At 69.6% G+C, this 3,867-nt stretch carries 4 protein-coding genes; 2 read left to right on the top strand and 2 right to left on the bottom strand.

From position 1 onward, the window contains the following. Positions 1-209: 209 nt before the first annotated feature. Positions 210-1,004, bottom strand: a complete 795-nt coding sequence (locus VFW24_12955; protein ID HEX5267673.1) for a tyrosine-type recombinase/integrase — start codon at positions 1,002-1,004, stop codon at positions 210-212. A 2-nt stretch (positions 1,005-1,006) separates the two neighbouring features. Then, the gene (locus tag VFW24_12950) at positions 1,007-1,399 is read right to left on the bottom strand and encodes a hypothetical protein (protein HEX5267672.1); all 393 of its coding nucleotides are present in this window, start codon (positions 1,397-1,399) and stop codon (positions 1,007-1,009) included. Between the two features lie 431 nt (positions 1,400-1,830). Here VFW24_12950 and VFW24_12945 point away from each other — a divergent pair, with 431 nt between their 5' ends. Together VFW24_12945 and VFW24_12940 are read left to right on the top strand one after the other, a co-directional pair. After that, a complete protein-coding gene (locus VFW24_12945) occupies positions 1,831-2,145 on the top strand; it encodes a DUF6788 family protein (GenBank protein ID HEX5267671.1) in 315 nt (104 codons plus the stop codon). Next, complete coding sequence (locus tag VFW24_12940) at positions 2,142-3,437, top strand: transposase (GenBank protein HEX5267670.1); 1,296 nt, start codon at positions 2,142-2,144, stop codon at positions 3,435-3,437. Before VFW24_12945 ends, VFW24_12940 begins: the two co-directional genes overlap by 4 nt. The last annotated feature ends 430 nt before the right edge of the window (positions 3,438-3,867 follow it).

The following is a 3,867-nucleotide window of genomic DNA, read 5'->3' as shown; positions in this document are numbered from 1 at the left end:
GGTGTCGGGGGCAGTTTCGTAAGAGGCGCTCATCTCCTCCTCAGGCCCAGGCCACTACATCCAGGCATGAGCGCTATTTCGACGCTGCGGACGCCTCCCCATCCAAAGTAATACTCGGCGATCAGTGCTCCCCGGCAACTCGGCCACCGCACATGGGGCGACGCTCAGAATGTGCGCGGTCTGATTGAGATGGAGTAGGGGAGCAGTGGCTACCAACCCTCGGTCAGCTCGTTGGTCGCCGCGTCGGCGCCGGTGCGCACTCCCACGTAGCGGGACAGGGTGAACGCGGCGTTGGCGTGGCCGAGCATCCGGGCGGCCACCGCCGCATCGAGGCCCAGGTCGAACAGCATCCAGCAGGCGGCCACGTGGCGCAGGTCATGGGGGTGCCAGATGGCCCGGGCGGGGGAGAGCATCGGCCAGCCGGCAGCTCGGGCGGCCCGATGCCACAGACGCAGGAACGGGCGGCGCCCGGCCGGGTCCCCGTCGCGCCCGGGGAACAGGAGGCCCTCGGCGCCCCGCTCGGCGCTCACCCGGGCGTCGTAGCCTCCCAGGTCGTCGGCCAGGCTGGCCGGGAAGATGGTGGTGCGGGCCTGGGCGTTCTTCGGCTCTTTGAACACGAGCCCCCGCCCGGACTGCTCGAGAGCCCGGCGGACATAGACGCTCCGATGCGGCTCGAAGGCGATGTCGATCGGCCGCAGGGCCACGAGCTCCCCCCAGCGGGCGCCACAGCGGTGGGCCAGGCGCATGGCCAGGGCCCAGCTGGGTTCCCCCATCTCTACCAGGGCCGAGAACAGGGCGGCGCACTGGCCGTCGTTGGGCAGCTCGGAGCGCACGACGAATCCCACGGCCTGGCCCTGGTGGGTGGCCTTCGCCGAGTAGGCCACATGCCACATGGGGTCGGCCTCGGGAGGCAGCCAGCGGGCCTTGTGGGCGGAGGTGACGAGGGACCTCATGACCGAGCCGACGCCCTGGACGCTGGCAGGGGCCAGGCGCCGGCGGGCCACGTTCAAAAGCCGCTCGGAGTCGGCCGGGGTCCAGGCCCCACCTCCAGCGCGCCCAGATGGGGGAGTACCCAACGGGACAGGATCGCCGCCTGTCGCTCCCGGTAGCGGAAGGACCGTCCCTCCAGGGACGCCAGGTACGCCGCCGAGAGGGCCCGCACCGTCCGGGGACCCTCGGCGGGGCGCAGGGGGGCATGGCGGGCCAGGTCGGCCTCGATGACCCGGGCCCGGGCCCGGGCGGCGTCCTCGGTCCCCACCTTGTGGAACACCCGGGTGCCCTCGGCGTCGCCGGCCACCACCCGCCAGCGGAGCTCTCCGCGCGTCGGCGCGTAGATCCGGGTACCGTGCTCGAACACGGCAAACGGCTTCTTGCGGTAGGTGCGGGGACGGTCGGACATGGGGCTCCTCCAGGAGATGAACCGAGGTAACGGAGGAGACCCGAGCGCATCAGAAAGACGAATCCGCGGGTCCGACGGTTTTGTGCCCGCCGTTGTGCCCGAGGGCGCATCGACGAGCCATTCAAGTATGCCACTACCAGATCAGGAACCTCGCGCCGGACCCTGAGAGACATACCTCTCTCAAGGTGGCGACACGGGTTCGAATCCCGTTGGGGCTGCTGGCAGTGCCTGTCGGCGACGGACGTCCGTGGTCAGGGGCAGGGTTCGATTCGGATTTCCATCAGGACCCCTAGTGTCGACTTTCGCAGTTTCTCAGGGTCGACGCGTCCACTGAGCTGACGCTCTCCTGACCGCCATCAGCCACATTGTCTTGTTCTTGTGGTGAACTGTCTGTAGCCATGTAACGGTTACAGGCAGATCGGAGAGAAGAGATGGTAACGCGTCGAGGCACAGACGATCCCTTCATGCTGCGAGGCAGCTTGTTCACCTTCCGCCGGCGCTGCGGCAAGCCGAGTTGCTGGTGCGCGCAGGGCGACGGGCACGAGAGCCCGGCGCTGTCCTACACCCAGGACGGCACCAGCAAGACCTTGACCCTCACCGGTGCGAGCCTGTCAGAGGTCCGTGCCGGCCTGGCCCGCTATGCCCGAGCCCGCGCCGAGCTGGACCGGGCCGCTGATGCCGGCATCGCCGGCCTGCGGGCCCAGCTGCGGGCGGGATCGAAGAGGCCGAGGAAGGCCACCCGGTGAGGACGACAGGGTCTGTGTGGAAGGCCCTGCTCGCCTCGGTCGGCGGCGTCTTCACTTCCCCCTCGCATTCCCTGTTCATCGAGCTGGTCTCGGCCTGGGTCATCGCCCCCGGTCGGCGCACGATCACCGCCATGGTGGCGGTCATGGACCCCGCCGCCCGGGCGGCCCACGACGCCTACCACCGCTTCGTCCGAGCCGGGGCGTGGTCCATGGACGCCTTGTGGGCAGCCCTGGTGGTCGCCGTGGTGGCCCATGTCGGCTCAGGTCCCGTGCACCTGCTCATCGACGACACCCTGTTGCACCGCCCCGGGCGAAAGGTCGAAGGGGCGGGGGTCTGGAGAGACGCCGTTCGGTCCTCGGGCAAGACGGTGGTCTTCGCCCGGGGCCTCAATATCGTCGTGGTGGCGGTGCGGATCGCCCCGCCCTGGGGTGGCATGCCCATCGCCTTGCCGGTGGGGGTGGCCCTGCACCGCAAGGACGGGCCGACCCTCATCGAGCTGGCCGAGTCCCTCGTTCGCGTCCTTGCCGAGCGCGTCCCGGAGCGGCCCTTTGTGCTCTGCGCCGACGGGGCCTACGCCAGCTTGGCCGGCCGGGGCCTACCCCGCACCACCGTCGTGTCCCGCATGCGGCGCGACGCCGCCCTCTACGAGGCCCCACCTCCGCCCACCGGCAAGCGGGGCCGGCCCCGGACCAAGGGCGACCGGCTGGCCACCCCGCCCGGCCTGGTCAAAGCCCTCCGCCCCAAGGACTGGACCCGGGCCGACATCGAATGGCGGGGCCGGCGAGAGACCCGCCTCGTGTGGTCACGACCGGTGCTGTGGCATCGGGTCTGCCCCAAGGCCATGGTTCTCCTCGTCGTGGTGCGCGATCCCGACGGCAAGGAGCCCGACGACTACTTCTTCACCACCGAGTTGAGAATGGCTCCGGGCCGAGTGGCATCCATCTATGCCAGCCGCTGGGCCATCGAGGTGACCAACCGTGACGCCAAGCAAGTCGTCGGCGCCCATGAGCCCCAGTCCTGGGCCGACCAGGGCCCAGCGCGGGCCGGCGCCCTCGGCTTGTGGTTGCACGGCGCGGTGTGGCTCACCTACTTGACCGCCACCGGCACGCGCGAGCCCAAGATGACCGAGCGCGATTGGTATCCGGGCAAGGCCACTCCTTCCTTCGCCGATGCAATGGCCGAGGTGCGCCGGGCGCTGTGGCGGGAACGAATTTCACCTCGCTCCGGACCCACGGTGCTCACGCCCAAAATGACAACCGTGTTGTTAGACGCGCTGGCCACGGCGGCATGACCGCGCTCAGAGATGCGACGGCGCCGACCCTCGGACCGGCTGGCGAGACCATCCGACCGCCAGCATGGGCGGTCCTCGAGGCGGCCCTGATCACGCGTCGGCCCGTTCGGGCTCGCTATCACGGCACCGAGCGACTGCTCTGCCCCCACGCCCTGGGTTGGAAGGGCGGTCGGCCGAAAGTCCTTGCCTACCAGGCCCCTGGGGCCACCACCACGGACGTGGCCATGACGGTTACACACCAACAGTGGCGCTCCATGTTCGTCGACGAGATCGAAGACCCGATCCTCACTGACGACCAGTGGCAGACGGCTGACAACTACACGCCGCGCTCAACGGGCATCGATACGCTCGTCATCGCGGTCTCGTAGTTACAGCAGCCCCTCGACGGTCACACTCGTCGCGGCACGCCCTCAGAACTGCAAAAGCTCAC

Source organism: Acidimicrobiales bacterium (genome assembly GCA_036273495.1).
Lineage (GTDB): Bacteria > Actinomycetota > Acidimicrobiia > Acidimicrobiales > JAJPHE01 > DASSEU01.
The sequence above is the reverse complement of the archived record's forward strand: the minus strand, read 5'-3'. Positions and strand labels throughout refer to the sequence as shown.